This is a genomic window from Streptomyces lusitanus (assembly GCF_042647945.1).
Lineage (GTDB): Bacteria > Actinomycetota > Actinomycetes > Streptomycetales > Streptomycetaceae > Streptomyces > Streptomyces pseudogriseolus.
On sequence record NZ_JBHRWL010000015.1, the window covers coordinates 147,747 to 173,098 of the forward strand.

General features: G+C 71.5%; 25 protein-coding genes and 1 pseudogene. 18 read left to right on the forward strand and 8 right to left on the reverse strand.

Annotation, left to right across the window (positions count from 1 at the left end):
• Positions 1-42: 42 nt before the first annotated feature.
• The 7 genes from ACFOSY_RS21445 (at position 43) to ACFOSY_RS21475 (ending at position 5,353) form a co-directional block, all read left to right on the forward strand.
• Complete coding sequence (locus ACFOSY_RS21445) at positions 43-1,167, forward strand: SchA/CurD-like domain-containing protein (protein ID WP_394309320.1); 1,125 nt, start codon at positions 43-45, stop codon at positions 1,165-1,167.
• A 70-nt stretch (positions 1,168-1,237) separates the two neighbouring features.
• A complete protein-coding gene (locus tag ACFOSY_RS21450; RefSeq protein WP_394309322.1) occupies positions 1,238-1,705 on the forward strand; it encodes a cupin domain-containing protein in 468 nt (155 codons plus the stop codon).
• Positions 1,702-2,970: a beta-ketoacyl-[acyl-carrier-protein] synthase family protein gene (locus ACFOSY_RS21455; RefSeq protein WP_394309324.1), complete on the forward strand. Its 1,269-nt coding sequence runs from the start codon at positions 1,702-1,704 to the stop codon at positions 2,968-2,970. The genes ACFOSY_RS21450 and ACFOSY_RS21455 overlap by 4 nt, the downstream gene beginning before the upstream one ends.
• Positions 2,967-4,211, forward strand: a complete 1,245-nt coding sequence (locus tag ACFOSY_RS21460) for a ketosynthase chain-length factor (RefSeq protein ID WP_394309326.1) — start codon at positions 2,967-2,969, stop codon at positions 4,209-4,211. Before ACFOSY_RS21455 ends, ACFOSY_RS21460 begins: the two co-directional genes overlap by 4 nt.
• 26 nt (positions 4,212-4,237) lie before the next feature.
• Positions 4,238-4,498, forward strand: coding sequence for an acyl carrier protein (locus ACFOSY_RS21465; RefSeq protein WP_031016652.1), 261 nt, complete (start codon positions 4,238-4,240; stop codon positions 4,496-4,498).
• Between the two features lie 2 nt (positions 4,499-4,500).
• On the forward strand, positions 4,501-4,983 hold the full coding sequence (locus ACFOSY_RS21470; RefSeq protein WP_394309329.1) for an SRPBCC family protein: 483 nt from the start codon (positions 4,501-4,503) through the stop codon (positions 4,981-4,983).
• A gap of 34 nt (positions 4,984-5,017) precedes the next feature.
• Positions 5,018-5,353, forward strand: a complete 336-nt coding sequence (locus ACFOSY_RS21475) for a TcmI family type II polyketide cyclase (protein ID WP_048456506.1) — start codon at positions 5,018-5,020, stop codon at positions 5,351-5,353.
• A gap of 148 nt (positions 5,354-5,501) precedes the next feature.
• On the opposite strand, the gene ACFOSY_RS21480 is transcribed toward ACFOSY_RS21475, so the two are convergent.
• Together ACFOSY_RS21480 and ACFOSY_RS21485 are read right to left on the reverse strand one after the other, a co-directional pair.
• Entirely contained in the window at positions 5,502-6,533 is a 1,032-nt protein-coding gene (locus ACFOSY_RS21480; RefSeq protein WP_394309332.1) for a methyltransferase, read from the reverse strand.
• A gap of 54 nt (positions 6,534-6,587) precedes the next feature.
• Positions 6,588-7,655, reverse strand: coding sequence for a right-handed parallel beta-helix repeat-containing protein (locus ACFOSY_RS21485; protein ID WP_394309334.1), 1,068 nt, complete (start codon positions 7,653-7,655; stop codon positions 6,588-6,590).
• Between the two features lie 255 nt (positions 7,656-7,910).
• Between ACFOSY_RS21485 and ACFOSY_RS21490 the strand changes: the two genes are divergently transcribed.
• The gene (locus ACFOSY_RS21490; RefSeq protein WP_394309336.1) at positions 7,911-8,657 is read left to right on the forward strand and encodes an SDR family oxidoreductase; all 747 of its coding nucleotides are present in this window, start codon (positions 7,911-7,913) and stop codon (positions 8,655-8,657) included.
• A 158-nt stretch (positions 8,658-8,815) separates the two neighbouring features.
• A complete protein-coding gene (locus ACFOSY_RS21495; protein WP_394309338.1) occupies positions 8,816-10,270 on the forward strand; it encodes a dihydrolipoyl dehydrogenase family protein in 1,455 nt (484 codons plus the stop codon).
• A gap of 37 nt (positions 10,271-10,307) precedes the next feature.
• Here ACFOSY_RS21495 and ACFOSY_RS21500 read toward each other — a convergent pair whose 3' ends face one another.
• The 3 genes from ACFOSY_RS21500 to ACFOSY_RS21510 all read right to left on the reverse strand — a co-directional run bounded on the left by ACFOSY_RS21500 (position 10,308) and on the right by ACFOSY_RS21510 (position 12,638).
• Positions 10,308-11,330, reverse strand: a complete 1,023-nt coding sequence (locus tag ACFOSY_RS21500) for an alcohol dehydrogenase (RefSeq protein WP_394309342.1) — start codon at positions 11,328-11,330, stop codon at positions 10,308-10,310.
• A 334-nt stretch (positions 11,331-11,664) separates the two neighbouring features.
• Positions 11,665-12,267 carry a GOLPH3/VPS74 family protein gene (locus ACFOSY_RS21505; protein WP_394309344.1) on the reverse strand — a complete coding sequence of 201 codons (603 nt, stop codon included), beginning with the start codon at positions 12,265-12,267 and terminating at the stop codon, positions 11,665-11,667.
• A gap of 125 nt (positions 12,268-12,392) precedes the next feature.
• The gene (locus ACFOSY_RS21510) at positions 12,393-12,638 is read right to left on the reverse strand and encodes a DUF5133 domain-containing protein (RefSeq protein ID WP_394309345.1); all 246 of its coding nucleotides are present in this window, start codon (positions 12,636-12,638) and stop codon (positions 12,393-12,395) included.
• 136 nt (positions 12,639-12,774) lie between these two features.
• On the opposite strand from ACFOSY_RS21510, the pseudogene ACFOSY_RS21515 reads away from it, so the two are divergent.
• Positions 12,775-14,001, forward strand: a pseudogene (locus ACFOSY_RS21515) (SMI1/KNR4 family protein); the annotation flags it as partial.
• 123 nt (positions 14,002-14,124) lie between these two features.
• Here the strand turns inward: ACFOSY_RS21515 and ACFOSY_RS21520 are convergent.
• Positions 14,125-15,480 (reverse strand): family 43 glycosylhydrolase, encoded by a 1,356-nt coding sequence (locus tag ACFOSY_RS21520; RefSeq protein WP_394309347.1) that lies wholly within the window; start codon positions 15,478-15,480, stop codon positions 14,125-14,127.
• 375 nt (positions 15,481-15,855) lie between these two features.
• Here ACFOSY_RS21520 and ACFOSY_RS21525 point away from each other — a divergent pair, with 375 nt between their 5' ends.
• From ACFOSY_RS21525 to ACFOSY_RS21550, 6 genes are read left to right on the forward strand one after another with little or no spacing between them, the layout of a single operon-like run.
• Positions 15,856-17,112, forward strand: coding sequence for an ROK family transcriptional regulator (locus ACFOSY_RS21525; RefSeq protein ID WP_394309862.1), 1,257 nt, complete (start codon positions 15,856-15,858; stop codon positions 17,110-17,112).
• Entirely contained in the window at positions 17,099-17,956 is an 858-nt protein-coding gene (locus ACFOSY_RS21530) for an ABC transporter permease (RefSeq protein WP_394309349.1), read from the forward strand. Before ACFOSY_RS21525 ends, ACFOSY_RS21530 begins: the two co-directional genes overlap by 14 nt.
• A complete protein-coding gene (locus ACFOSY_RS21535) occupies positions 17,953-18,762 on the forward strand; it encodes an ABC transporter ATP-binding protein (protein ID WP_394309351.1) in 810 nt (269 codons plus the stop codon). Before ACFOSY_RS21530 ends, ACFOSY_RS21535 begins: the two co-directional genes overlap by 4 nt.
• A 20-nt stretch (positions 18,763-18,782) precedes the next feature.
• On the forward strand, positions 18,783-19,784 hold the full coding sequence (locus ACFOSY_RS21540) for an aliphatic sulfonate ABC transporter substrate-binding protein (RefSeq protein WP_394309353.1): 1,002 nt from the start codon (positions 18,783-18,785) through the stop codon (positions 19,782-19,784).
• A complete protein-coding gene (locus ACFOSY_RS21545; RefSeq protein ID WP_394309355.1) occupies positions 19,781-21,289 on the forward strand; it encodes a sulfatase-like hydrolase/transferase in 1,509 nt (502 codons plus the stop codon). The genes ACFOSY_RS21540 and ACFOSY_RS21545 overlap by 4 nt, the downstream gene beginning before the upstream one ends.
• Before the next feature lie 26 nt (positions 21,290-21,315).
• Positions 21,316-22,269: a formylglycine-generating enzyme family protein gene (locus ACFOSY_RS21550; protein ID WP_394309357.1), complete on the forward strand. Its 954-nt coding sequence runs from the start codon at positions 21,316-21,318 to the stop codon at positions 22,267-22,269.
• A 25-nt stretch (positions 22,270-22,294) separates the two neighbouring features.
• Here the strand turns inward: ACFOSY_RS21550 and ACFOSY_RS21555 are convergent, their stop codons facing one another.
• Entirely contained in the window at positions 22,295-23,284 is a 990-nt protein-coding gene (locus tag ACFOSY_RS21555; protein WP_394309360.1) for a helix-turn-helix transcriptional regulator, read from the reverse strand.
• A gap of 92 nt (positions 23,285-23,376) precedes the next feature.
• On the opposite strand from ACFOSY_RS21555, the gene ACFOSY_RS21560 reads away from it, so the two are divergent.
• Complete coding sequence (locus tag ACFOSY_RS21560) at positions 23,377-23,775, forward strand: VOC family protein (RefSeq protein WP_394309362.1); 399 nt, start codon at positions 23,377-23,379, stop codon at positions 23,773-23,775.
• Between the two features lie 88 nt (positions 23,776-23,863).
• Here ACFOSY_RS21560 and ACFOSY_RS21565 read toward each other — a convergent pair whose 3' ends face one another.
• Complete coding sequence (locus ACFOSY_RS21565) at positions 23,864-24,784, reverse strand: alpha/beta hydrolase family protein (RefSeq protein WP_394309364.1); 921 nt, start codon at positions 24,782-24,784, stop codon at positions 23,864-23,866.
• Here ACFOSY_RS21565 and ACFOSY_RS21570 point away from each other — a divergent pair.
• On the forward strand, positions 24,723-25,229 hold the full coding sequence (locus tag ACFOSY_RS21570; protein WP_394309366.1) for a helix-turn-helix domain-containing protein: 507 nt from the start codon (positions 24,723-24,725) through the stop codon (positions 25,227-25,229). The two genes, ACFOSY_RS21565 and ACFOSY_RS21570, sit on opposite strands and share 62 nt — an antisense overlap.
• Positions 25,230-25,352 lie beyond the last annotated feature (123 nt).

Here is a 25,352-nt window from a genome sequence, read left to right on the forward strand (position 1 = left end):
CCCGCCGCAGGGGTTTCCCGAACAAGAGGAGAGGTGCGCCGGATGACCATGTCGGGACGCATATCGCAGTCGGCCTTCGACGGCTCCAGGCTGCGGGTGATCCTGCTGCTCGACCTGTACGAGGGGGCGCAGGAGCAGTTCCTCGAGGCGTACGAGCACATGCGGAACAAGGTCGCGTCCGTGCCCGGTCACATCAGCGACCAGCTGTGCCAGTCGATCGAGAACCCGTCGCAGTGGCTCATCACCAGCGAATGGGAGAGCGCCCCGCCGTTCCTCGCGTGGGTGAACAGCGAGGAGCACGTGGAGACCGTCCGGCCGATGCACAGCTGCGTGCGGGACACCCGGTCGATGCGCTACAGCGTCGTGCGCGAGACCTTCCCCGAGCAGCCCCGCACCCCCGCCGCGGCGGCGGCCGGTCTCCAGTCGGCGGTGCGGGTCGGCGACGGCGTGGCGCGCCACGCCCTCACCTTCACCGTCAAGCCGGGCTCCGAGTCCAAGGTCGCGGAGCTGCTGGCCGGGTACGAGTCGCCCAAGGCCCAGGTCGACGACACCACGCGGCTGCGCCGCACCTCGCTGTTCATGCACGGCAACCGGGTCGTGCGGGCCGTCGAGGTGGAGGGCGACCTGCTGGCCGCGCTGCGCCACGTGGCGCGCCAGCCGGAGGTGCGGGCGGTCGAGGAGGCCGTCAACCCCTATCTGGAGCAGGACCGGGACCTGACCGACCCCGAGTCCGCGCGGCTGTTCTTCACCCGGGCCGCGCTGCCCGCCGTGCACCATGTGGCGGCCGGCCGGCCGGAGCCCGACGGGCTGCGGCGGCACGCGCTGTACTACCCGGCCGTCGCGGGCCGGGGCATGGACCTGGCGCGGTTCCTCGCCGAGCAGGACGAGGCCGCGGCGGGCGAGCCGGACAGCCCGGTGTTCGCGAGCACCGTGTTCCAGCGCGACGACATCGTGGTGCGTCTCGTCGACGTCACCGGCGACCTCGACCTGGACCCGCTCGCCGCGCTGGGCATCAAGGGCCCGGGCAAGGCTGCGGAGCTGGAGCGGCTCCTGGACGGCGCCGCGATCGGCGTCGAGGGCTCCCTTGACTCGGAGCGCACCCTCAACCGGCTGCTGTCGCACGCCGACATGCTGCCCGTCACCGACCGCAGCGCGGCGGCTTCCTGACGGTCGACCACGGTGACGTCCCGCGGCCGTCGCGCCGGGGACGTCACCGGAACACCCGGAGGTATCAACCATGTCCAAGCAGCATCCACGGATCGTGGACCTGAGCGAGACGGAACCCAACCGCCGGCGCGGGGGTGACCTCAGGACCCTGCTCACCCCGGCCACCGTGGGCTCCACGAGCGGCTTCATGGGGCTGGCCGTCATCCAGCCCGGTGAGCGGATCGCCGAGCACTACCACCCGTACTCCGAGGAGTTCGTGTACGTCGTCAACGGCTCGCTCGAGGTGGACCTGGACGGCGAGCCGTTCGCGCTCCGCGCCGAGCAGGGGCTGATGATCCCGATCGACATGCGGCACCGCTTCCGCAACGTCGGCGACGAGGAGGCCCGCATGGTGTTCCACCTCGGTCCCCTCGCCCCCCACCCGAGCCTCGGGCACGTCGACACGGAGGAGAACGAAAGCGCGGTGCCCGGGCCCCAGTTGACGGTGGGCGGGCCGGAGGCGGCCCGGCCGGCCGAGCCGAGCGAGGCCATAAAATGACCCGGCGGGTGGCCGTCACCGGTATAGGTGTGGTCGCTCCCGGCGGCATCGGGGCGACGGCGTTCTGGGACCTGCTGGCCGCAGGCCGCACCGCGACCCGCGGCATCACCCTGTTCGACCCGGCGGGCCTGCGCTCGCGCATCGCCGCCGAGTGCGACTTCGACCCGTTCGAGCACGGCCTGGACGCGGACCTGTGCCAGCACGCCGACCGCTACATCCAGTTCGCCGTGGTCGCGGCCCGGGAGGCGGTCCGCCACTCCGGCCTCGACACCGGGTCCCTCGACCCGTGGCGGACCGCGGTGTCGCTGGGCAGCGCGGTCGGCGGCACCACCCGGCTGGAACAGGACTACGTGCGGGTCAGCGAGAGCGGCCGGCGCTGGGACGTGGACCACACCCAGGCGCAGCCCAAGCTGCACCTGGCGTTCTCGCCGAGCACCCTCGCCTCCACGGTGGCCGAGCAGTTCGGCGCCCGGGGCCCGGTGCAGACGGTCTCCACCGGCTGCACGTCCGGTCTCGACGCGGTCGGCTACGCCTTCCACACGGTCGCCGAGGGCCGGGCGGACGTCTGCGTCGCGGGGGCGTCGGACTCGCCGATCTCCCCGATCACGATGGCCTGCTTCGACGCCATCAAGGCGACGTCGCCCAACAACGACGACGCCGAGCACGCGTCGCGGCCGTTCGACGCCCACCGCGACGGGTTCGTGATGGGCGAGGGTGCGGCGGTGCTGGTGCTGGAGGAGTACGAGCACGCGCGGGCGCGCGGCGCGGACATCCTCTGCGAGATCGGCGGCTACGCCACCTACGGCAACGCCTACCACATGACCGGCCTGACCAGTGAGGGCCTGGAGATGGCCCGCGCCATCGACAGCACCCTCGACCAGGCCCGGATCGATCCCACCCGGATCGACTACGTCAACGCGCACGGTTCCGGCACCCGGCAGAACGACCGGCACGAGACGGCCGCGGTGAAGCGGTCGCTGGGCGCGCACGCGTACGAGACGCCCATGTCCTCCATCAAGTCGATGGTGGGGCACTCGCTCGGCGCCATCGGCGCGATCGAGGTGGTCGCCTGCGTGCTCGCGCTGCGGCACCAGGTCGTGCCGCCGACCGCGAACTACGAGACCCCCGACCCGGAGTGCGACCTGGACTACGTGCCGCGCACCGCCCGCCCGCGGAAGCTGGAGCACGTGCTCTCCGTCGGCAGCGGGTTCGGCGGTTTCCAGTCCGCGGTGCTGCTGTCCGGGACGGGCGGGAGGACACGATGAGCAAGCGGCGTTCCGGGCGAGCGGCCGTCACCGGCATCGGTGTGGTCGCGCCCAACGGACTGCGGACGGACGCCTACTGGAAGTCCGTCCGCGAAGGTCTCGGCGTACTGGACCTGATCACCCGCGAGGGCTGTGAGCACATGCCGCTGCGGGTGGCGGGCGAGGTGCGGTCGTTCGACCCGGCGGCCCTGATCGAGGACCGCTTCCTGGTGCAGACCGACCGGTTCAGCCACTTCGCGATGGCCGCGGCGGCGCTCGCCCTCGACGACGCGGGGCTGGGCGGCGAGCCCGCCGATCCGTACTCGGTCGGCGTGGTCACCGCGGCCGGCTCCGGCGGCGGCGAGTTCGGCCAGCGCGAGCTCCAGAAGCTGTGGGGCAAGGGCTCCAAGTACGTCGGCCCGTACCAGTCGATCGCCTGGTTCTACGCGGCGAGCACCGGCCAGATCTCCATCCGCGGCGGCCTCAAGGGGCCGTGCGGGGTGGTGGCGAGCGACGAGGCGGGCGGTCTTGACGCCCTCGCGCACGCGGCCGGGGCGGTGCGGCGCGGCACGGACGTGATGGTGGTGGGGTCGGCGGAGGCGCCGCTGGCCCCGTACTCGATGGTGTGCCAGCTCGGTTACCCCGAGCTCAGCACCCTCGACGACCCCGACCGCGCCTACCGGCCGTTCACCGAGAAGGCGTGCGGGTTCGTGCCGGCCGAGGGGGGTGCGCTGCTCGTCGTCGAGGACGAGGAGCGGGCCCGTGAGCGCGGGGTGCCCGTGCGGGGTGTCGTGGCCGGTCACGCGGCGACGTTCACCGGGGCGTCCCGCTGGGCGGAGTCCCGTGCGGGCCTGGCCCACGCGATCACCGGCGCCCTCGACGAGGCGGGCGTCGCCCCGGAGGAGGTCGACGTCGTCTTCGCCGACGCCCTGGGCGTGCCCGAGGCGGACCGCGCGGAGGCGCTGGCGATCGCCGACGCCCTCGGCGCGCACGGCACGCGGGTGCCGGTGACGGCGCCCAAGACCGGGTTCGGGCGGGCGTACTGCGGTGCGCCGGTGCTGGACACGGTGGCGGCGATGCTGGCCATGGAGCACGGCGTGGTGCCGCCCACGCCCAACGTGTTCGACGTCTGCCACGACCTCGACCTGGTGACGCAGCACGCCCGCCCCGCCGAGCTGCGCACCGCCCTCGTCCTCAGCCGGGGACTGATGGGCTCCAACGCGGCGCTGGTCGTGCGCCGCGGTGACGATTCCGCCCGGTGATCCGGGCGGGGAAGGAGCAGTCACCCATGATCACCACCGAAGTGACCTTCGACGAGCTGGCCGCCCTGATGAAGCAGGCGGCCGGCATCACCGTCGACCCCAAGGAACTCAAGGACGCCGCGGAGTCCCCCTTCGACTCCTTCGGTCTCGACTCGCTCGGCCTGCTCGGCATCGTCGGCGAACTGGAGAACCGGTACGGCGCGTCCCTGCCGCCCGACTCGGAGCGGTGCAGGACGCCCCGGGAGTTCCTGAACCTCGTCAACAGCACCCTCACGGCTGGAGCCTGAAAGTGGCAGGACACACCGAGAACAGCATCACCATCGACGCTCCCTTCGACCTGGTCTGGGAGATGACCAACGACCTCGAGAACTGGCCGCGGCTGTTCAGCGAGTACGCGTCGGTGGACGTCCTCTCCCGGGAGGGCGACACGACGACGTTCCGGCTGACCATGCACCCGGACGAGAACGGCAAGGTGTGGAGCTGGGTGTCCGAGCGCACCCCGGACCGCTCCAAGCGGACCGTGCGCGCCCGCCGCGTGGAGACCGGCCCCTTCGCCCACATGGACATCCTGTGGGAGTACGAGGAGGTGCCGGGCGGGATCGAGATGCGCTGGACGCAGGACTTCGCGATGAAGCCCGACGCGCCGGTCGACGACGCGTGGATGACGGACAACATCAACCGCAACTCCCGCACCCAGATGACGCTCATCCGGGACAAGATCGAGCAGGCCGCCCGCGAGTCCGAGACCGCGTCCGTCGCGTCCTCGCGCTGAGCACCGGTCCCGCCGGGGACCCGGAAGGAATCCCATGCACCACGCCCTGATCGTCGCCCGGATGAAGCCCGGCTCGGCGCCGGACATCGCCGACGTGTTCGCCGCGTCGGACCGGGGTGAGCTCCCCCACCTGGTCGGCGTCAGCCGGCGCAGTCTCTTCCAGTTCGGGGACGACGTGTACCTGCACCTCATCGAGTCGGAGCAGGACCCGGCGCCCGCCATCGCGAAGGTGGCCTCGCACCCCGAGTTCCGCCGCATCAGCCAGGAGCTCGAGGCGTACGTCAGCCCGTACGACCCGGCCACGTGGCGCGGCCCCAAGGACGCCATGGCGCAGTGCTTCTACCGCTGGGAGCGCGGCGCCGGCTCCTGAGCCGCCGCAACCGGGAGAACCCCGAGGCCGCCGGTTCCGCGTCAGTCGCGGAGCCGGCGGCCTCGGGGTTTCTCGTCCCTGCGTAGGGGTCCCTGCGTGGCGGGTCCTGTGTGGCGGGTCCTACGTGGCGGGTCCTGTGTGGCGGGTCCTACGTGGCGGGGACGGTGCACTCGAAGGCGTGCAGGTACGCGTTCACCGGACGGATCTCGCCGATGACGAGGCCCGCCTTGGTGAGCCGGTCCACCATGGACTGCCGGGTGTGCTTGGCGCCCCCGACGTTCAGGAGCAGCAGCAGGTCCATGGCGGTGGTGAAACGCATGGACGGGGTGTCGTCGACGAGGTTCTCGATCACCACGACCCGGGCGTCGGTCCGCGCCGACCTGCGGATGGCGGCGAGCACCCGGCGGGTGCTGTCGTCGTCCCACTCCAGCACGTTCTTGATGATGTACACGTCCGCCTCGACGGGCACGTCCTCGCGGCAGTCGCCGGCCACGATGCGGGCCCGGTCGGCGAGCGCGCCGCCGTCGCGCAGCCGGGGGTCGGCGTTCTCGACGACGCCCGGCAGGTCGAGCAGGGTGCCCCGCAGGTGGGGGTGCTTCTCCAGGAGGCTGGCGAGGACGTGGCCCTGGCCTCCGCCGATGTCCACCACGGAGTGGACGTCGTCCAGGTCGAGCAGCCGGGCGACGTCCCGCGCGGACTGCTCGCTGGAGGTGGTCATGGCCCGGTTGAAGACGTGGGCGGACTCGGGCGCCGACTCGTTGAGGTAGGCGAAGAACTCCTGCTCGTACACCTCCTCGAAGACGTTGCCGCCGGTGCGTACCGCCTCGTCGAGGCGCGGCCACACCTGCCAGGTCCAGGGCTCGGTGCACCACAGGGCGATGTAGCGCAGGCTGTGCGGGTCGTCCTCGCGCAGCAGCCGGGACATGTCGGTGTGCTCGAAGGTGCCGTCGGGGTTCTCGGCGAAGACGCCCTGGCACGACAGCGCGCGCAGCAGCCGTCGCAGGGTGTGCGGCTGGGTCTTCACCGCCGTCGCCAGGTCGTCGACGGTCATGGGGCTGTCGTCCAGCGCGTCGGGCACGCCCAGACGGACGGCGGCGCGTACGGCGGCCGCGCAGGCCGCTCCGAATACGAGCTCCCTCAGCCGCATGGGCGGCGCGGGGGCCGGATCAACGGTGGTCATCCGTTGCCTCGCTTCTGCTGTTGTGCCGTGGGTGGGGGGGGACGGTCGGGTCGGTCAGCACATTCCGGTGGGTTCGGAGAGCGTGCAGGTGTTGCCGCTGAAGGTGTTGGTGGTGGCGGTGTCGCGGTTGGCGAGGTCGGCGGGGCTGTTGCCGGTCACCAGGTTGTCGCGGATCTCGTTGCGCTCGCTGGGCGTGCCGACGAGGCTCTTGAACAGCACGATGCCGCCGGACAGCGGGGAGGTGCCCTTGTTGTTCTCGACCCGGTTGAACGTCACCCGGGTCTCCTCGACGCCGGTGAGGACGATGCCCGAGCCCTGGAGGAAGGGCAGCCGGGGCGTCTTGGCGCAGTACTTGTTGTTGGCGTGGACGTGGTTCCAGGAGACGCTGAGGTGTCCGGCGCGGGGCTTGGACTCGTCGCCGACGACGAACACGGCGGCACAGTTGCCGGTGGCCTCGTTGTGGTCGACGCTGAGGTTGCGCAGCCGCCGTACGGTGACGCCGACCCGGTTGTCCGCCGTCTCGTTGAAGCGGATCACCGTCTTCTTCGCGTCGCGGGCGCCTTCCTCGGTGTCGACGGTGTTGGCGACGAACACGCCGGCGTCGCCGTTCTTGCGGGTGACGTTGTGGCTGATCACGCTGCGCGCGGAGCGTTCCGTGGCGATGCCCCACTGACCGTTCTTCTCGGAGGTCACGAAGCGCACCCTGAGGTTCTCGGTGACGGTCGCCCATACGCCGTTCTTCGCGAACCCACGCACCGTCAGGGACCGTACGGAGACGTTCTTCAGCGGCTTCTTGTCGGTGCCGGTGACGCAGACGCCGTTGCCCGCCTTGGCGCAGGCGGACTTTCCGATGCTCGCGGGGGGCTCGAGAACGGTGCGGCCGGCGGCGTCGCCGCGCAGGGTGATGCCCGAGCGGGTGATCTGGACGCTCTGCTTGTAGGTGCCGGCGGCGATCAGGACGGTGTCGCCCGATCTGGCCGCGTCCACGGCCTTCTGGATGGACTGCCCGGGCTGTACGCGGTGCACGGCCGACTGGTGGGCCGATGTCGAGGGGGCGGCGCCGAGTCCCGCCGTCACGACGGCGGTGGCGCAGGCGAGATACGCGATGTGACGTTTGTTCATGAGGCCGAAGCTATGAGCGGCCCTGGTGGCCCGCCACCGGTGATCGCCCAGCCGGGCGCGGGCCCGCGGGCGTAATCCGCGCGCCTGTTCGGCGAGTCGTGCCCGGTGCGTCCGCGGCCCCGGTTCCGGCGCCCGGATCTGACCGCTCACCCGTTCGACTGGTGGCCTCCGGTCCCCCGTTGTAGCGTCGGGAGCGCGGCCCCGGCGTCGCGTCGCCCGGCCGCCCGCTTCGCGCATCCACACCGGGAGGCGCCCATGACGCCCGGCCCCCCTCTCCCGCAGGACCTCGCGGACCAGTCCGTGGTGGTGATCGGCGCGAGCTCCGGCATCGGACTCGCGACGGCACGTCAGGTACGCCGGCGCGGCGGCCGGGTCGTGATGGCGGGACGCGACCCGGAGCGGCTGGAGCGGGCGGCGGAGGAGGTCGGGGCGGAGCGGTCCGCTCCCCTCGACGCCGCCGACACGGGCCGCCTCCGGGAGTTCTTCGACGCCCTGCCCGGCCCCGTCGACCACCTCGTCTCCACCGCCGGGTCCCCCTTCTACGCGCCCCTCGCGGACATGGACGTCGACGAGGCGCGCGCCCACGTCGGGGAGCGTCTGGCCCTCACCCTCGGGGTCGCCAAGTACGGCGGCGCCGTGGTGCGGGACACCGGGACGCTGGTGTTCGTCGGCGGGACCGGCGGCCGCCGTCCCGGCGTCGGCTCGGCCGTGACCTCGGCGCTGACGGCCGCCCTGCCGGCGCTCACCGCGAGTCTGGCGGTGGAGCTGGCCCCGGTCCGGGTCAACCTCGTCGCGCCCGGCTTCGTCGACACGCCCCTGTCCGCGTCGCTCCTCGGCGACCGGCTCGAGGCGCGCCGTGAGCGACTGCGTGCCACCCTCCCTATACGGCGGGTCGTCGGCCCGGACGACGTGGCCGCGGTGATCGCGCACCTCATGGTCAACGAGGCCGTGACGGGCGCGACGTACGACGTCGACGGCGGCCAGCACCTGGTGCCGCCCTGATCACGCCGGCGGCGGGCGGGACCGGCGGGATGCGTCCCGCCCGGCCGTGACCGGCGGTGTGCGTCCCGCCCTCCTCCGCACGCCGGGCGATGTCGTGCCCGCAGGAGGACACTGGAGAAGACGTCGCCCAGTCGACATCCGAGTGCACGGAGGCGGGCATGAACGGCACTTCCCCGGCCTACGACGTGGTGGTTCTCGGAGCGGGACCGACGGGGGAGAACCTCGCCGACCGCACCCGTGCCGCCGGTCTCACCACGGTGATCGTGGAGAACGAACTGCTCGGCGGTGAATGCTCGTTCTGGGCGTGCGAGCCGAGCAAGGCGCTGCTGCGTCCCGTGCTGGCGCGCGCCGACGCCCGGCGGGTCCCGGGTCTGCGCCGGGCGGTCGAGGGCCCGCTCGACGTGCCCGCCGTCTTCGAGCACCGTGACGCGATGGCCGCGCACTGGCAGGACGCGGACCAGGTGGAGTGGCTGGACTCGGTCTCCGTGGACCTGGTGCGCGGGCACGGCCGGCTGAACGGGCCCCGCCAGGTCGTCGTGGACACGCCGGACGGGGAGCGGGTCGAACTGACCGCGCGGCACGCGGTCGCGGTGTGCACGGGCACGGTCACCGCGCTGCCGGACCTGCCGGGGCTGGCGGACGTCCGTCCGTGGACCAACCGGCAGGCGACCGCGGCGCGGCAGGTGCCGGACCGGCTCGCGGTGGTCGGCGGCGGGGTGGTGGCCGTGGAGATGGCCACCGCGTTCCGGGCGCTCGGCTCCGAGGTGACGATGCTGGTGCGCGGCGGGCTGCTGGGCCGGATGGAGCCGTTCGCCGGGGAGATGGTGACCGACGCGCTGCGCGAGGCCGGGGTGGACCTGCGGTTCGGCAGGTCCGTGACCGGGGTGGAGCGCGAGGACGGCGGGGACGGTCCGGTGCGGGTCACGACGGACGACGGGGACACCGTGGTCGCGGACGAGGTCCTGTTCGCCACCGGCCGCGCGCCGCACACCGGGGACATCGGCCTGGAGACGGTCGGTCTCACCCCGGGCGGCTGGCTGCCGGTGGACGACTCCTTCCGCGTGCCGGAGGTCTCCGAGGGCTGGCTGTACGCCGTCGGGGACGTCAATCACCGTGCCCTGATGACCCATCAGGGCAAGTACCAGGCGCGGATCGCGGGCGCCGTGATCGGCGCGCGCGCCAAGGGGGAGCCGCTCGACGACGGCACCTGGGGGCGGCACGCCCCGACCGCGGACAGCGCCGCCGTGCCGCAGGTCGTCTTCACCGAGCCGGAGGTGGCGTCGGTGGGCCCGACCGCGCGGGAGGCGGAGCGGGCGGGCCTGAAGGTCGACGTGGTGGACTACGACATCGGGAGGATCGCCGGCGCGGTGCAGTACGCGGAGGGGTACCAGGGCCGGGCGCGGGTGATCGTCGACACCGGGCGGCGGAACGTCGTCGGGGCGACCTTCGTCGGTCCTGGCGTCCAGGAGCTGCTGTACTCGGCGACCGTCGCCGTCACGAGCGAGGTGCCGGTGGACCGGCTGTGGCACGCCGTCCCGGCGTTCCCCACGATCAGCGAGGTGTGGCTGCGCATCCTGGAGACGTACCGGGACAGCGACGGCACGGCCGCCTGAGGGGCCGCCTCTTCGGGCCAGGCGGAAGCTCTTCGGGTCAGGCGGGAGTGAGCACCATACGGAAGCGGGCGCTGCCGTCCAGCATCTTGCCGAAGGCCGTGTTCGCCTCGCTCAGCGGCAGGATCTCCGTCATGGGGCGGATGCCGTGCCGGGCGGCGAAGGTCATGGTGTCCTGCACGTCCTGCGCGGTCCCGGAGGGGTGACCGCGTACGAGGCGGCCCTTGAGGATCAGCTGGAGGGGGCTGATGGGCATCGGATCGGCGGTCGCCCCGATGACGACCAGCTCACCGCGCGGGGTGAGGCCGTCCACGGTCTGGGCGATGGCCTCGGAGTTGCCCGCGGTGGCCAGGATCACCTTCGCCCCGCCGAGCGCCTGGAGCGCCTGGGCGACGGGCCCCGCCGTGCTGTCGACGTAGTGGTGGGCGCCCAGTTGCCTGGCGAAGTCGGCCTTGTCCGCGCCGCGCGCGATCGCGACCGTCTCGTACCCCATGGCCGCCGCGAACTGCACGGCCAGGTGTCCGAGGCCGCCGATGCCCTGGATCGCCACGAGGTCGTCCGGCCGCGCGCTGCTGCGCCGCAGCCCGTTGTACGTGGTGACGCCCGCGCAGGCCATGGGCCCCGCGTCGGCCGCGGTGAGCTCGTCGGGGATGCGGGCCAGGGCGTCCACGGGCGCGACGACCGCCTCGGCGAAGCCGCCGTCGTAGGAGTAGCCGGGGATCTTGAGGGTGTCGCAGACGATGAAGTCGCCCCGGCGGCACGGGACGCAGTGACCGCAGCTGCCGCCGAACCAGCCGACGGTGACCCGGTCCCCCACCTGCCAGCCCATCTCGTCGGCGCCGTCGCCGAGTTCGTCGATGCGGCCGGCGACCTCGTGCCCGGGCACGAGGGGGAACGGCGTGCCGGGCAGCCCGGCGGCGACGAACATGGCGTCGCTGTGGCAGACCCCGCAGGCCTCCACGGCGATGCGGACGTGACGCGGGCCCGGCCGGGGCACCTCGCGTTCCACGATCTCGAACGACCCGTTGGCGACGGGCACTTGCGCGACTCGGTACGTGTTCATGGGGGTCACTCCGGGGCCGGCGTCGAGCACAGGGGGGCGTGGTCCGCGGCGAACGGGGTCGGAGCGGACGGAGAAGGTCGGGTGAGGGGGCGGAGAGCCGCCGGTGTCACCTCGTCCCGCGTCGCACGCGGGAATGTCCATCCCACCACCGGTGCGCGGGGGCGGCAACACGGGACGGCCGAGCCACGTCAGGAGAGCGGACGCCGGTCAGTCACGGGCGGGCGGGCGCGGTGCGTCTCGCAGCGGCCGGTCGCCGGGCGGGGGGATCGGGTCGGTCGCCGGGCGGCGGGCGGCTCAGTCGCCGGGCCGGCGCGGCCGGGCTGCGGCGCGCCGGTCAGTCGCCGCGCCAGATGTTGTCGAAGGCCGCGGCCTCGATGGAGCGGCGCTGCCGTTCACCCGCCAGTTCCGTGACCGCCTGGAGCACCGCCGCCAGCACCGTCGTCCGGTCGTCGGCGAGACCCTCGGGCGTGTCGCCGTCCCGCTCGGTCAGTCCGACGGCGGCCGCGAGGGCGCCGAGCACGGGCTCGCCGGAGGAGCGCCGCTCCCCCGCCGCCCGGGCCGCCGACGGGTCGGCCGGTGCGGTGCGCTGCCGCCGCAGCGGGTTGCGGCTCCGCCGCTCGGGCGCGACGAGCCCCTCCTCCTCCAGGACGGTCCGGTAGCGCCCGGCGAGGTCACGGCCCCGGCGCCAGAGCCAGTCGTCCACGGTCTCGCCGGGTCCGCCGTCCGCGAGCCACCGCGCGGCCTCGGACAGCAGGGGGTCGCCGGCCGGTGCGGGTCCGGCGGGGACCAGGAGATCGCCGTCCAGGGTGAGGGCCTCGGCGTCGAGGAGGTCGATCAGCTCCGCCCCCGCGAGGGCGAGCGACAGGTCGCCCTGCTCCACGACGGTCCTGTCCTGCGGGTCGGCGGCGACGAGCGCCAGGTCACGCGCTGTGGTCATGGTCAACTCCGGTGCGGGCGGGAGGCCGTCACCTCCACGGTCGCACACCCGGGCCCGCCCGGCGCGTCCCCGCCTTCGGGCCTGCGAGTACGGCGAACAGCATGTCGCCGGGGATCATCCGCTGCTCACGCGGCGAGCGTCTCGTCCTCCCGGCGGAGTCCGGTGCGGCCGGCCGTGTACTGGTCGAGCAGGGCGTCGGCGGCGCGCAGGGCCTGCTCGGCGGTGCGGGAGCCGGTGATCACGCACAGCGTGTAGGTGGCGTCCTCGAGCGCACGGCTGGTGCGGCCGCCGGGCAGCACGTCGTGGTCGATCCGCGCCTGCGCGAACCGGGCCAGGACAGCGCGCAGTTCCTTCTCCGCCGGCATGATCATGATCTCTCCGTCTCCCCTCACGAGTGAGGCCCCCGGTGGGGCGCCAGGCTTCCGGTTGCCCCGTGAGGGGAGGTCCATGCCTCTCGGGCCGTCAGTGGCGTCGGTGACTGTCAGTGGCGGGTGACAGGATCGGCGCATGCTGACGGAGAACACGGCGGCCCGGGGCGACGCAGCCGCCGACTGGCGGACCTTCCTGCTGCGCTGGAGCGGCGAGTGGGCGGACGCGCCGGCGGACGACGAGGTGCGGGACGCGGACGACGAGGCCGCGCGGCAGGCGCGGTGGCTGGGGTTCCCGCCCGCGTCCGAGGAGCGGATCGCGGCGATGGAGAAGCGTCTGGGCCGGCGGATGCCGCCGTCGTACCGGTCCTTCCTCCTGGTCAGCGACGGCTGGCGGCACGCGGGCGGCTTCGTGGGGCGGCTGGCGGGCACGGCGGACGCGCACTGGCACGACAACGCGTCGCGACTGGCGGACCTGTTCGAGGAGTTCCTGGAGGAGGACGCCGAACCGGAGGAACGGTGGGAGGCGGGTGTCTGGCGGCGCGGCCTCCAGCTCGACGTCGAGTCCGACGCCACGTACGTCCTGCTGGATCCGGAGGACGTGGACGAGGACGGCGAATGGGCCGTCTGGACGTGGGCGAGTCGGCGCGCCGACGCACCGGAGCGGTACCGCGGCTTCCGGGCGTTCATGGAGGCGATGTTCCGCGAGTTCCACAGTCTGCGCGCCCACCGCGCCGAAGACGGGCCGGAGTTCGTCAACGCCACGACGCGGGAGCTGGACGCCCGGGTGGAGCAGGCCCGACGGGACGCCCTGCGCGGTGACTGGGAAGGCGCGCTGCGGACGCTGGACGAGGCCAAGGACTACGGCAGGCCTCGCGCCGCCGGCCTGGGCGACCAGATCCGCCGCCTGCTCGGCCTCACGTACATGGTGTACTTCCCGGGCCTGGTGACCGACCCTAGGTACGCATCCGAACTCCTGCCGCCTCTCGTCGCCGAGCACGCGAGCCGCTCGCACGGGGACGACACCGTCCTGACCCACCACCTGCGGGGTGCCGACGAGGCCCTGATGTCCCGGGCCTGGGCGACCCTGGAGCAGGTACGCGCCGGCGCCTACCGGTACACGGCCCCCGGCCCCTTCGGCGAGGCGGTCGACCGGGCACGCGAACTGGCAGGCCGGGGCGACACCGGTCAGGCGTGGCGCGCCCTGATCGACGCCGTGCCCGGGTGGCAGCCCCTGGGCCCGGATCACCTAGCTCCCCTCGGCTGGGTGGCCGACCCGCTCCTCGGCCCCTTGCTCACTCCGGAACGGAGCCGCGAGCTGCTGTCCACGCCCAGAGGCGGGCAACCGGACGAGGCGCCCGCCCCGCACGGCCCTGCCGGGCGTGAAGACCCGGTACGAGACGTCTGAACCGGTTTCGCCCACAGGGAAGTGGGGCCGGCTCGACCTCGAACGGGCCGCCGCGGGCCGATCCCGGACGCCACCCGACGGTCATTCGCGCATCGACCGGCCGGCATCACGGCGCTTGACGTAGAGGCGGTTGCCCGCCGGGCCGGTCCATTCCAGGCGCACGACACCGGGCACGGCGGCATCGGCGACGCGCTCCGGGTCCTTCCAGTGGCCGGCGGCCGGGTTGCGGAAGAACGTCGCCCACAGGTTGCCGCCGTGGTCCCGGAAGATGTTGTTGTGTCCGGCGCCGACTCCCAGGGTCCACCGCTCGGAGTAGGGGCCCTCGAACCTGTCGGAGACGGCGACGATCGCGTCGTACTGGTACTGCACACGGCCTGCCGCCGGCGGGTCGTAGGCGTGACGCGTGCTTCCGTAGGCGTCGAGCGACGCCCGGTCCCATGCGGCGTGCATCAGGTAGTACGTGCCTCGGTGCTTGAACACGTACGCGCCTTCGAGGTACGGCTCGGGGTCGTAGGGCGTCTGCCGGAACTTGGGAAGGCCGGTCGTGACGACGATGTCTTCCATGTCGTCCCGGAACCTGGCGTACAGATCGTTGTGCAGGACGAGCCAGGCGGTGTCCCCCTCGCTGTAGAGGCCGCCGTCGATGTGGTGGTAGGCGCCGGGCTCGACGAAAGCGGGACCGCCGACGAACGGGTCCCCGAACGGCTTGCCGAGGTTGCCCTCGACCAGGCGGTACGGCCCCTCGACCCCGCCCTCGCTCACGAGCATGAACGAGCCGACCTTGCGGGAGTGGTCGCCCATGCAGGCGACGATGTACCACTTGCCCCTGACGTAGTGCACCTCCGGAGCCCACACGTTGCCGCGCTTGCCGAACCGGTCGTCGTGCCAGTACTCCTGCCAGGGTGCGACGACCGTACGTCCGGGCCGGTTCTCCCCGACGAACTCGGGCGACCACACCTTGCCCTTCTCGGCGTCCGGCCGGATGCCGGTGGTGTCGGCCAGTCTCCACGGCCCGCCGAGAGAGCGGGACACCCACACGAAGAGGCCGTCGTTCCACGGAGCGGCCGCGTCCAGCCCGGGAACACGAGTGGTGCCCGTCGCCACGTAGAGGGGCCGGCCGTCGACAACGAAACAGTTGACGTAGGTGTCCCGCATCCAGACCTGTCCGCGCTCCCTGTCGCGGGGCCGCGGTTCGAGCGGGAGAACGAAGGAGTTGTCGTCCCGCGGCCACAGGTCCAGCCGCGTGTCCGCGGCGCCGTAGGGCTCCGGGGCGGGCCAGTTCGGCGGATATCTCCGCCGCGACGCCTCGGCCGCCGGCTTCGCGGGCTTCGCGGGCGCCGCCTGGGCCGCAGTCAAGGGCAGTGCCGCCGCGGCTCCCAGGCCGGCGGCACCGGCCAGAAGAGATCGCCGGTACACCGCGTTGTCGTTCGTGGTCATCAGTGGCCTTCTCCTTCGTCGTCCGTCTGTCCGCCGCACAGCATGGGAACCGCTCCTCTTTTACGTCAACAGGCCGGATGAATAAGCCGTGCGGAGCGTGACCACCGCGCACCCGTCCTCACCACGGAAGGCCCAGGTCGGACGCCGGATCGAGCAACCACCCGGAAGGGTCACGATGCGGTAACGAGCCGCCCGGGTCGGGCCGGCACCAAGCGTCTCCGCTGGTCGGCCCACCTCATGACGCTGCGCGGCAGAGCAGAGGAGTCGCGACCCCGTAGCTCTTCGGCGCACACAGCGCCCAAGAATGGCCCCGAGGTTTTTCTGTCGGAGTGTTGACGGAAAAAGCCGGGTCTCCCTACCTTGACCGGCATGCAGATGCCCAGCGGAGTGCACGCACTGGTCAGGCGGACCCACGAGGAACGTGTCCTGCGTGCGCTACAGGAGAACGGCGCCATGAGCCGCGGTGAGATCGCCCGGATCGTGGGGCTGTCCCGCACGACCCTTTCCGAGATCACCGGGAGCCTCCTGCAACGGGGCGCCATCGTGGTCGTCGACACCGCGTCACGGCGTGAGGGCAGTGGCCGGCCGGCCGAGCGGCTGGCGCTCGACCCGGCGTCGGCGCAGTTCATGGGCGTCGACTTCGGGCATCGACGCGTCCACGTCGTCGTGGCCGACGCCTCCCACGAGATCATGGCGTCGGGAGCGACCCGCTACGACGACACCACGCCCTGGCAGGAGCGCACCGCACTCGCCCTCACCCTGGTGGAACGGCTGACCGCGGAGGCCGGTGTCCACTACGGGGCGCTGCAAGGCATCGGCATCGGCGTGCCGGGACCCTATCCGGCGCCGGAGGGCAGGCCCTGGCCTCGCACCACTCCCTCCGGAACAGTGCTCCGCCCGGCCCCCGAAGGAGTCGACGTCGCGTTCGCCGAACGCTTCGACGCCCCGGTGATCGTCGACAACAACACACGTCTGGCCGCCCTCGCCGAGGCCATCAGCGGCGCCGAAAGCGTCGCCGACCTGGTCTACGTACGTCTGTCGGACGGCGTCGGCGGCGGACTCGTCGTCGGGGGGCAGCTGGTGACCGGCTCGTCCGGACTGGCCGGCGAGCTGGGACATGTGACCGTCGACCCGGCGGGCCGGCCGTGCCGGTGCGGCAAGCGCGGCTGTCTGGAAACGGTCGCCTCCGTGCCCGCGATCCTCGCCGCCTGCTGGGAGTTCGGGCTGCCGCTGAAGGACCTGCGGGACCTGGCGGACGCCGCTGCCCGCGCCCATCCCGTCGCCGACCGGGTACTGCGCGAGGCGGCCGGGGCCCTCGGCCGTGTCGTCGGAGCGGCGACGATGACCCTCAACCCGGCGAAGGTCGTCATCGGCGGCGAGATCACCCAGCTGGCGCCCGTCATCGTCGAGCAGGTCGCCGCCACTCTCGGCGCCGACCTCTTCCCGACCGCGTCGGCCGCTCCCGTCGTCGAGGCCGCGCGCCTCTCGGACGACGACGGCGCCATCGGCGCCCTCGCCGCGGTCTTCCACAACTCCCCACTCCTGGCCAGGTATCCGGAGACCGCCGACGTGAAGGCAGGTGCCGGGGCCGGCGAGTCCACCATCGAAGGAGCCGCCCATGTCCGTCCTTGACAAGCGGGACGCAACAGCATCCGAACAGGTGTCCCCGCCTGCGGACGACGCCGGCACTCCGGACGTCACGAGAACCGCGTCGGAGCCTTCACAGCGGAGCCGGCGCGCACGGCCTCTCATCCTCAACGCCGTGTCCGTCGCGCTCGGCATCGCACTGTGGTGGACCGCGGCGGCCGCCGGCTTCAAACTGCCGACACCGCCGGAGGTCGTCTCCCGGGCCGGGACGCTGATCGCGGACGGGACCCTCGGCGAGGACGTCCTCGCCAGCCTGACGCGCGTCCTCATCGGCTTCGCCCTCGGCACCGCCGTGGCCGTCCCGGTCGGCTTCCTCATGGGCTGGTACGGCATCGCGCGCGGTCTGATGGAACCCTGGATCCAGTTCTTCCGCACCGTCCCACCGCTGGCGATCATCCCGCTGGCCGTGGTCGTCATGGGCATCGACGAGACCCCGAAGATCTTCGTCATCTTCCTCGCCGCGTTCCTGGCGTGCGTGATCTCCACCTTCCAGGGGGTGGTGAACGTCGACCGCACCCTGATCAACGCGGCCCGCGTCCTGGGGGCCGGGGACGCGGTCGTCTTCGCCCGCGTGGTGGTGCCCGCCTCCACCCCCTTCATCCTCGTCGGCATGCGGGTGGGCCTCGGCTCGGCCTGGGCCACCCTGGTCGCCGCGGAGCTCATCGCGGCCCAGGAGGGCCTCGGCTACCGCATGCAGAACGCCCAGCTCTACTACGATCTGCCGACCATCTTCGTCGGGCTGATCTCGATCGGGATCCTCGGTCTGCTCATGGACCGCATCCTGCTCCTCGCAGAACGCAAGCTCACCGGATGGCAGGAACGCCGATGACCAGCAAGCCGGCCAAGATCTCCGTCCAGGGCGTCAGCAAAACGTATCCCCTCGGCCGCGACACCTTCACCGCCCTGGACGACGTCTCCCTCGACATCGCGGACCACGAGTTCGTCACCGTCGTCGGCCCGTCGGGCTGCGGCAAGAGCACCCTCATGAACATCCTCGCCGGGCTGGAGACCCCCACTGCGGGCCGTGCCCTCGTGGACGGCGTGCCCGTCTCGGGACCGGGGCCCGAACGAGGAGTGATCTTCCAGCAGTACGCCCTCTTCCCCTGGCTGACCGTACGCCAGAACGTCGAGTTCGGTCTGCGTACCACGGGCGTGCCCAAGGCCGAACGCCGCAGCCGGGCCGAGCACTTCATCGAGCTGGTGGGGCTCGAACGCTTCGCCGACGCGCTCCCCAAGACCCTGTCCGGCGGCATGCGCCAGCGCTGCGCCATCGCCCGCGCCTACGCCGTCGACCCCTCCATCCTCCTGATGGACGAACCGTTCGGCGCCCTCGACGCCCTGACCCGGGTCAAACTCCAGGAACAGCTGCTGAAGACCTGGAGCCAGGACAAGCGCACGGTGCTGTTCATCACCCACGACGTCGACGAGGCCGTGTTCCTCGCCAACCGGGTGATCGTCATGGCGGCCCGCCCCGGGCGCGTCCACGACGTCATCGAGGTCGACCCCGCCATCGAGCGCAACGAGGCGTTCCGCCTCAGCCCCGAGTTCGCCGCGCTGCGCAACCGCGTGTGGCACTCCGTCTACCACCAGGAGAGCCGCACCGCCCCCGCGACCGCCGGCTCCGCGACGAACTGACCCGGAAGGAACGACCACCCATGCGACGTACCCGCCCGCGCAGACACCTCACGGTCTCCCTCGCCTGTCTGGCCGCGACGGCCCTGATCGCCGCCTGCGGCAGCGGCGACTCCTCCGGCGGCTCCGGTGACACGGTGCGCTTCGGCTACATCAACGACTTCAACGGCGCCAGCCTCATCGCCATCGCCGACGCCAAGGGCCTGTGGAAGAAGCACGGACTCACGGCGGACGCCAAGGTCTTCACCAACGGCCCCCTGCAGATCCAGGCGCTCGGCACGGACAACCTCGACTTCGGCTACATAGGCCCCGGCGCGATGTGGCTCCCCGCCTCCGGCCAGGCCAAGGTCGTCGCGATCAACACCCTCGGCAACTCCGACCGGGTCCTCGCCCAGCCGGGCATCACCTCGATGCAGGAGCTCAAGGGCAAGACGGTGGCCGTCCCCGAAGGCACCTCCGGCGACATGATCCTCTCGCTCGCCCTGAAGAAGGCGGGCATGACCAAGGACGATCTGAAGCTCGTCCCCATGGACCCGTCGACCATCGTCTCCGCCGTCTCCTCCAAGCAGGTCGACGGCGCGGGCTTCTGGTACCCCGCGGCCGCCACGATCAAGAAGCAGATCCCGGACCTGGTCGAACTCGCCAGGAACACCGACTTCGAGGACGAGGTCTCCTTCCCCACCGCCTTCGTGGCCGGCAACAAGCTCGTGGCCGACCACCCGGAGAAGGTCGAGAAGGTCCTCGCCGTCCTGCGCGAGGCCATGCAGTTCCGGAGCGAGCACACCGACGAGGCCATCGGTCTCACCGCCGAGATGCTGAAGCTCCCGGCCGACCAGGTGAAGGCCGACGCCGCCAACAACAAGGTGCTCAGCGTCGAGGAACTCGACAAGCTCACCAAGGACGGCACCGTGAACAAGTGGTTCCAGGGCATGAACGACTACTTCGTCGAGGCGGGCAAGCTCGAGCAGCCCGTCGACCCCGAGAAGTACTACACCGGCAACCTCTTCATCGGAGCAGGCAAGTGACCCGGTCCGGCACGCCCAGGAAGAACATCCTCTTCCTCATGACCGACCAGCACCGGGCCGACACCCTGGGCACGTACGGCAACCCGCTGGCGCACACGCCGGTCCTCGACGAACTCGCCGCCACCGGCACCCGGTTCGACCGCTGGTACACCCCTACCGCGATCTGCACCCCGGCCCGGGCCAGCCTGCTGACCGGTCAGGCCCCCTTCCGGCACAAGCTGCTCGCCAACCACGAGCGCAACGTCGGCTACCTGGAGGACCTGGCCGAGGACCAGTTCACCTTCTCCCACGCCCTGCGGGAGAAGGGCTACAACTGCGGCCTCATCGGCAAGTGGCACGTCGGCACCCGGCGGACGGCCGCCGACTACGGCTTCGACGGCCCCGAACTGCCCGGCTGGCACAACCCGGTGGACCACCCGGACTACCTCGCCTACCTCGACGAGCGCGGGCTGCCGCCGTACGAGATCAGCGACCGCATCCGCGGCACCCTGCCCAACGGCGGCCCCGGCAACCTCCTCGCCGCCCGGCTCCACCAGCCCGTCGAGGCCACCTTCGAGCACTATCTGGCCACCCGCGCCATCGAGAAGCTCGAACAGTACGCGGCGGACTCCCGCGAACGTGAGCGGCCCTTCTTCCTCGCCCTGCACTTCTTCGGCCCGCATCTGCCGTACATCCTCCCCGACGAGTACTTCGACCTGGTCGACCCGGCCGACGTGGAACTCCCGCGCTCCATCGCCGAGACCTTCCACGGCAAACCCCCGGTCCAGCGCAACTACAGCGCGCACTGGACCTTCGACACCATGCCGATCGAGACCACCCGCAAGCTCATCGCGGTCTACTGGGGCTATGTGGCGCTGATCGACCGGCAGATCGGCCGGGTCATGGAGGCCATGGAGCGCCTCGGACTCACCGACGACACCGCCGTGTTCTTCACCTGTGACCACGGCGAGTTCACCGGCTCGCACCGGCTGCACGACAAGGGCCCGGCGATGTACGAGGACATCTACCGCACACCCGGCCTGCTGCGCGTCCCGGGCGCACCCGGCGGCGTCGTGCGCGACGAGTTCGTCAGCCTGCTCGACTGCACGGCGACCATCCTCGAAGTGGCCGGCGTCGACCCCAAGCCCGCGGTCGACTCACGCAGCCTGCTGCCCCTGGTGCACGGCGAGGAGACGGACTGGGACGAGGACATCGTCTGCGAGTTCCACGGCCACCACTTCCCGTACCCGCAGCGCATGCTGCGCGAGGACCGCTACAAACTCGTCGTCAATCCCGACTCGGTCAACGAGCTCTACGACCTTCACAACGACCCGGACGAACTGCAGAACGTCCATGACCACCCCGAATTGGCCGAGGTCCGCTCCCGGATGACCCGCCGCCTGTACGACGTGCTGCGGGAGCGCGGCGACAAGTTCTACCACTGGATGACCTCGATGTACGACGTCGGCGAGGTGGGCCACGACCCCACCCTGAGCGGACTCGACGAATCCACCTACCGGCCCTGACCGGGCCCGTCACCTGGACTCCCCCCATGACGCGTCAACACGCCTCCTGCTGCACCCCGGCCGCCACCCCGGTCACCCTCACCGCGCCGGCCGTCCCGGCGGCCGGCGCGGTGAGGGAGCGCTCGACCCGCGGGCAGGTCCGCCTGTCCGGGGGCGAGTTCGCCATGGGCGACGCCTTCGACGAGGGCTACCGCGCCGACGGCGAGACCCCCGTCCACGCGGTACGCCTGTCGCCCTTCCACATCGACGAGACCGCCGTCACCAACGCGCAGTTCGCCACCTTCGTCAAGGCCACCGGCCATGTCACCGACGCCGAACGCTACGGTTCCTCGGCGGTCTTCCACCTCGTGGTCGACGCCGACCCGTCCGACGTCCTCGGCGCCGCGGCCGGAACGCCCTGGTGGATCAATGTCAGGGGCGCCCACTGGCGCCGCCCCGAAGGCGGCAGGTCCGACATCACCGGGCGGCAGAACCACCCGGTCGTCCACGTCTCGTGGAACGACGCGACCGCCTACGCCCGGTGGGCGGGCAAGCGCCTGCCCACCGAGGCCGAGTGGGAGTACGCGGCCCGCGGCGGCCTGGAGGGACGCCGCTACGCCTGGGGCGACGACCTCACCCCCGACGGCCACTGGCGTTGCAACATCTGGCAGGGCCGCTTCCCGTACACCAACACGGCCGAGGACGGCCACCTCACCACCGCACCGGTGAAGGCCTACCGCCCCAACGGCTTCGGCCTGTGGAACACCGCCGGCAACGTGTGGGAATGGTGCGCCGACTGGTTCTCACCCACCTACTACGCCCACTCCGCGCCGGAGGACCCGACCGGCCCCGACACCGGCACCGCACGGGTCCTGCGCGGCGGCTCCTACCTCTGCCACGACTCCTACTGCAACCGCTACCGGGTCGCGGCCCGCTCCTCCAACACCCCGGAATCCTCCTCGGCCAACCTCGGCTTCCGCTGCGCCAACGACGACACGTAGCGCCCGGCGTTGACGGGACACTCACTCATGCTTGGCGGGCGCAGGACGCGAGGCGATCGGCGAGCGCGGTGACGAGGTCGCGAAGTTCATCGGGGCGCTCGATGACGAACGGCCGGTCGAGTGAGGCGAGCACTGAAGGCAACCAGTCGAGTCGCTCCGCCCGCAGCTCGACGCGTAGCCAGCGCCGGGTCGCCCGGTCCTGGTCTGCCGCGGGCTCGTGCTCCTCCAGGATCGCGACGCCGGCGGGAAGGCGGGCGCGGATCTGCTCGACCGTCCCGTGGATCCGCAAGGTCACCTCATGCCGGTAGTCAGCCGTGGCGAAGCCTGACAACACGCGCTGTGCCGGATCGGGATCCGCCGGCGCTTCGAACGAGCCGGGCAGGGTCCGCGCGTCCGCGATGCGATCGAGCCGGAAGGTTCGGTCCTCGCCGATCCGGGCGTCCTTGCCCGTGACGTACCACCGGCCCGCATGGGCGACGATCCCGTACGCGTGCAGCGTGCGTTCGCTGCGCCGTTCGTCGCGGTCGGTGTAGCGGATCGAGACCGGTCGGCGGTGGCGCACCGCATCGGCGATGGTGAGCAGGACTCCGGCGTCCGGGGTGTCGAACTCTGCGGGCCGGTCCGTGAAGGCGAGCGATTCCAGGAGTGTGTCGAGCCGGCGGGCGATGTGCTTGGGCAGCACCCTCCGGATCTTGGCCGATGCCGTCTCGCTTGCCGTGTGCTGCGTCGTTGTCAGCCCTGCCCGGCGGCCGGCCACCAGGCCGAGGAGCACGGCCAGCGCCTCGTCGTCGCTGAGCATGAGCGGAGGCAGGCGGTACCCAGGGGCGAGCCGGTACCCGCCGTAGCGGCCGCGCACCGATTCCACGGGCACGTCGAGGTCGATCAGCTGGTCCACATACCGCCGCACGGTGCGCCCTTCGACGCCGAGCCGGTCGGCGAGTTCGGCCACCGTCCGGGTGCCGCCCGACTGCAGCAGCTCCAGAAGTGTCAGCACGCGGAGAGTGGGTCGAGGCATGTGCACAACCTAACGCGAATACAGGACCGATTCTGTCCACTATCTCTCCTAGCCTGCGACGTGCACGACTCCACACAGCCAAGGAGATCCCCATGGACTTCATCTCGATCCGCATCATCACCGGCGACGTGGCGCGTCTCGTCGAGTTCTACGAGCGAGCCACAGGAGTGCGGGCGGCGTGGGCCACCGAGGACTTCGCCGAGCTCAGGACCGCGGGCGCCACCCTCGCGATCGCCGGCACCCGCACCGTCCCGCTGTTCGCCCCGGGCTCTGCCCGCCCGGCGGACAACCACAGCGTGATCACCGAGTTCCTCGTCGACGACGTGGATCGCGTTCACCAGAACCTGACCGGCTTCGTCACCGACTTCGTCACCGAGCCCACCACAATGCCCTGGGGCAACCGGTCGCTGCTGTTCCGTGACCCCGACGGCAACCTCGTCAACTTCTTCACCCCCGTCACCCCGGCGGCCGTCGAGAAGTTCGCACGCTGACGCCACACACAGCCGCTCACGCGGGAGTCCGCCGCGCTCGGCGGCCGACCACCCCTCAGTCGGACCCGCCGCCGCCCACCTCGCGGAACTACCTTGTCTCGACCTTGGCCATCGGGTCTTCACCGTTCTCCAGGGCGTTCACCGCGTTCTTCCAGGACGGGTCGGCCGAGTAGAGCCGGCTGCGCAAGTAGGCCCACACGAGAGCCCGCAGAGTCGCCACGCGCTCGGGGTTTTCGTCGTTCGTCTCTGCCGCGTCGTATCCGGATATGCCACCGAAGATGTGACCGGCGCCGTACATGGTCACCATGGTCTTGTTGCCGCCGGGGCTGGCCGAGTAGGCGTCAGCACGGTAGCTGAGCCGACTGGAGAAGTTGGGGTTGAGGTCCTGATCGCCCACGATGATCAGGCCGGTGCCTGTCATCTGCTCGAAGTCGGTGTAATACAGCACCGGGTAGTTCGTCTTGGCCCACTCGGCGAAGTGCTCGTCGTTGCCGATGCCGGGAGCTCCGATGAGCACTCCCGCCTTGACACGGGAGTCGGAGAGGTCCTTCGGCCGGTCGTCGTCCGGGTCCAGCATCTGTGCTCCGAGGAGGAGGGAGACGGTGTTGCCGCCCAGGGAGTGTCCAACGGCACCGACGCGGTCCCTGTCGATGCGTCGTTCGGCAAGACCCGGGACGGCGGCCTCGATGTCGTCGAGGCGGTCGAGGATGTTGTGCATGTCGGTGGCGCGGTCACGCCAGAACAAGGGCGCGTCCTTGAGGTCGGTGTCGCGCAGACCGAGGGCCGTCGAGTCCAGGTGTGTCGGCTGGACGACCGCGAACCCGTGGGCGGCGAAGAAGTTCGCCAGCGGCCCGTAGCCGTTGTAGGAGGACAGGAAGTTCGCCAGTCCGTGCCCGTGGGACAGGAGGATGAGCGGCAGGTCGGTGCCCGTCGCGGGGATCGACACCTTGACCTCCAGCGGCACGGGCCGGCCGGGAACGTCGAGGGACCGCGGCCTCTTCGACGGCATCGCCGCGCTGCACAGGGATTTGGCGCACGGCGAGGACGAGTTGCATCTCGAGTCGTCGCTGATCCGCTTGCTGAACGATCTGCTCGCCAGGCATGCGGCTGCTCCCGGCGCAGCGAGTCCGGCACTTCGTCCTCGGGCGCTTCGTCAAGTACGGGAGATGCTCCACAGCCAACTGAACTCCAACATCAAGCTCGACGACCTCGCGGCAGTCGCCGGTTGCAGCAAACGCCACTTGATCAGGAGCTTCCAGCAGGCTTACGGGGTTCCACCCCACCATTACCGGACCCTGCTGCGCTTGGCACGCGCCAAGTCCATGCTGGCAGCGGGACGATCCGTGGCAGAGACCGCCGCCGAGCTTGGTTACTGTGACCAGAGCCAGCTCAATCGGCACTTCCGGCGGGAATTCGGCATGAGCGCAGGTGGCTATGCCAGAACCGTGCGGTAGGCAGACCTGCGACGTCCGGGCTCAACTGCCACCTTTCCACGAGCCGGCATGGTGGCCGCGCGCATAGCCCGCCCTCGAACTATGGTGTCCCGCCACATGTGCGGCTGACCTGCGGATTCCTAC

Excerpts from the sequence above, each read along its gene's own strand:
- ACFOSY_RS21445 (WP_394309320.1), top strand. The coding sequence starts at position 43 with ATGACCATGTCGGGACGCATATCGCAGTCGGCCTTCGACGGCTCCAGG.
- ACFOSY_RS21450 (WP_394309322.1), top strand. The coding sequence starts at position 1,238 with ATGTCCAAGCAGCATCCACGGATCGTGGACCTGAGCGAGACGGAACCC.
- ACFOSY_RS21455 (WP_394309324.1), top strand. The coding sequence starts at position 1,702 with ATGACCCGGCGGGTGGCCGTCACCGGTATAGGTGTGGTCGCTCCCGGC.
- ACFOSY_RS21460 (WP_394309326.1), top strand. The coding sequence starts at position 2,967 with ATGAGCAAGCGGCGTTCCGGGCGAGCGGCCGTCACCGGCATCGGTGTG.
- ACFOSY_RS21465 (WP_031016652.1), top strand. The coding sequence starts at position 4,238 with ATGATCACCACCGAAGTGACCTTCGACGAGCTGGCCGCCCTGATGAAG.
- ACFOSY_RS21475 (WP_048456506.1), top strand. The coding sequence starts at position 5,018 with ATGCACCACGCCCTGATCGTCGCCCGGATGAAGCCCGGCTCGGCGCCG.
- ACFOSY_RS21480 (WP_394309332.1), bottom strand. The coding sequence starts at position 6,533 with ATGACCACCGTTGATCCGGCCCCCGCGCCGCCCATGCGGCTGAGGGAG.
- ACFOSY_RS21485 (WP_394309334.1), bottom strand. The coding sequence starts at position 7,655 with ATGAACAAACGTCACATCGCGTATCTCGCCTGCGCCACCGCCGTCGTG.
- ACFOSY_RS21490 (WP_394309336.1), top strand. The coding sequence starts at position 7,911 with ATGACGCCCGGCCCCCCTCTCCCGCAGGACCTCGCGGACCAGTCCGTG.
- ACFOSY_RS21495 (WP_394309338.1), top strand. The coding sequence starts at position 8,816 with ATGAACGGCACTTCCCCGGCCTACGACGTGGTGGTTCTCGGAGCGGGA.
- ACFOSY_RS21500 (WP_394309342.1), bottom strand. The coding sequence starts at position 11,330 with ATGAACACGTACCGAGTCGCGCAAGTGCCCGTCGCCAACGGGTCGTTC.
- ACFOSY_RS21505 (WP_394309344.1), bottom strand. The coding sequence starts at position 12,267 with ATGACCACAGCGCGTGACCTGGCGCTCGTCGCCGCCGACCCGCAGGAC.
- ACFOSY_RS21510 (WP_394309345.1), bottom strand. The coding sequence starts at position 12,638 with ATGATCATGCCGGCGGAGAAGGAACTGCGCGCTGTCCTGGCCCGGTTC.
- ACFOSY_RS21520 (WP_394309347.1), bottom strand. The coding sequence starts at position 15,480 with ATGACCACGAACGACAACGCGGTGTACCGGCGATCTCTTCTGGCCGGT.
- ACFOSY_RS21525 (WP_394309862.1), top strand. The coding sequence starts at position 15,856 with ATGCCCAGCGGAGTGCACGCACTGGTCAGGCGGACCCACGAGGAACGT.
- ACFOSY_RS21530 (WP_394309349.1), top strand. The coding sequence starts at position 17,099 with ATGTCCGTCCTTGACAAGCGGGACGCAACAGCATCCGAACAGGTGTCC.
- ACFOSY_RS21535 (WP_394309351.1), top strand. The coding sequence starts at position 17,953 with ATGACCAGCAAGCCGGCCAAGATCTCCGTCCAGGGCGTCAGCAAAACG.
- ACFOSY_RS21540 (WP_394309353.1), top strand. The coding sequence starts at position 18,783 with ATGCGACGTACCCGCCCGCGCAGACACCTCACGGTCTCCCTCGCCTGT.
- ACFOSY_RS21550 (WP_394309357.1), top strand. The coding sequence starts at position 21,316 with ATGACGCGTCAACACGCCTCCTGCTGCACCCCGGCCGCCACCCCGGTC.
- ACFOSY_RS21555 (WP_394309360.1), bottom strand. The coding sequence starts at position 23,284 with ATGCCTCGACCCACTCTCCGCGTGCTGACACTTCTGGAGCTGCTGCAG.
- ACFOSY_RS21560 (WP_394309362.1), top strand. The coding sequence starts at position 23,377 with ATGGACTTCATCTCGATCCGCATCATCACCGGCGACGTGGCGCGTCTC.
- ACFOSY_RS21565 (WP_394309364.1), bottom strand. The coding sequence starts at position 24,784 with ATGCCGTCGAAGAGGCCGCGGTCCCTCGACGTTCCCGGCCGGCCCGTG.